This window comes from Dysgonomonas mossii (assembly GCF_004569505.1).
GTDB lineage: Bacteria > Bacteroidota > Bacteroidia > Bacteroidales > Dysgonomonadaceae > Dysgonomonas.
Window position 1 is genome coordinate 1 of sequence record NZ_SPPK01000031.1, and the last position, 555, is coordinate 555.

General features: G+C 37.5%; 2 protein-coding genes. Both read left to right on the top strand.

Annotated features, from left to right (window positions below):
• Positions 1-48, top strand: a 48-nt coding sequence (gene rpmJ, locus E4T88_RS18455) for a 50S ribosomal protein L36 (protein ID WP_080029879.1), incomplete at its 5' end; no start/stop codon positions are given.
• A gap of 20 nt (positions 49-68) precedes the next feature.
• Positions 69-434: a 30S ribosomal protein S13 gene (gene rpsM, locus E4T88_RS17280; protein WP_016998821.1), complete on the top strand. Its 366-nt coding sequence runs from the start codon at positions 69-71 to the stop codon at positions 432-434.
• The last annotated feature ends 121 nt before the right edge of the window (positions 435-555 follow it).

The following is a 555-nucleotide window of genomic DNA, read 5'->3' on the forward strand; positions in this document are numbered from 1 at the left end:
GTAATGGTGATTTGTGAAAATCCAAAACACAAACAAAAACAAGGCTAATAAAAGAGAGGTGTAAATAAATGGCTCGTATTGCAGGTATTGACGTACCACGTGAGAAACGCATAGTAATTTCGTTAACTTACGTATATGGTATCGGAAAAACAACAGCACAACAAATTCTTAAAGAAGCAAACGTATCTGAAGACACACGTGTTCGTGATTTAACAGATGACGAATTAGGTCGTATCCGTGAAGTTGTGGATAACTACAAAGTTGAAGGTGACCTTCGTCGTGAAACAAACTTAAACATTAAACGTTTAATGGAAATAGCTTCATATCGTGGTATCCGCCATCGTCGTGGTTTACCAGTTCGTGGTCAAAAAACTAAGAACAATGCGCGTACGCGTAAAGGACCAGTTAAAACAGTAGCGAACAAGAAAAAATAATAAGTAAAGGAGGCACATATAAATGGCACGTAAACAAGTATCTCGTAAACGTAGAGTGAAAAAGAATATCGAAAGTGGTGTTGCTCACATTCGCTCAACATTCAACAATACAATCGTAACG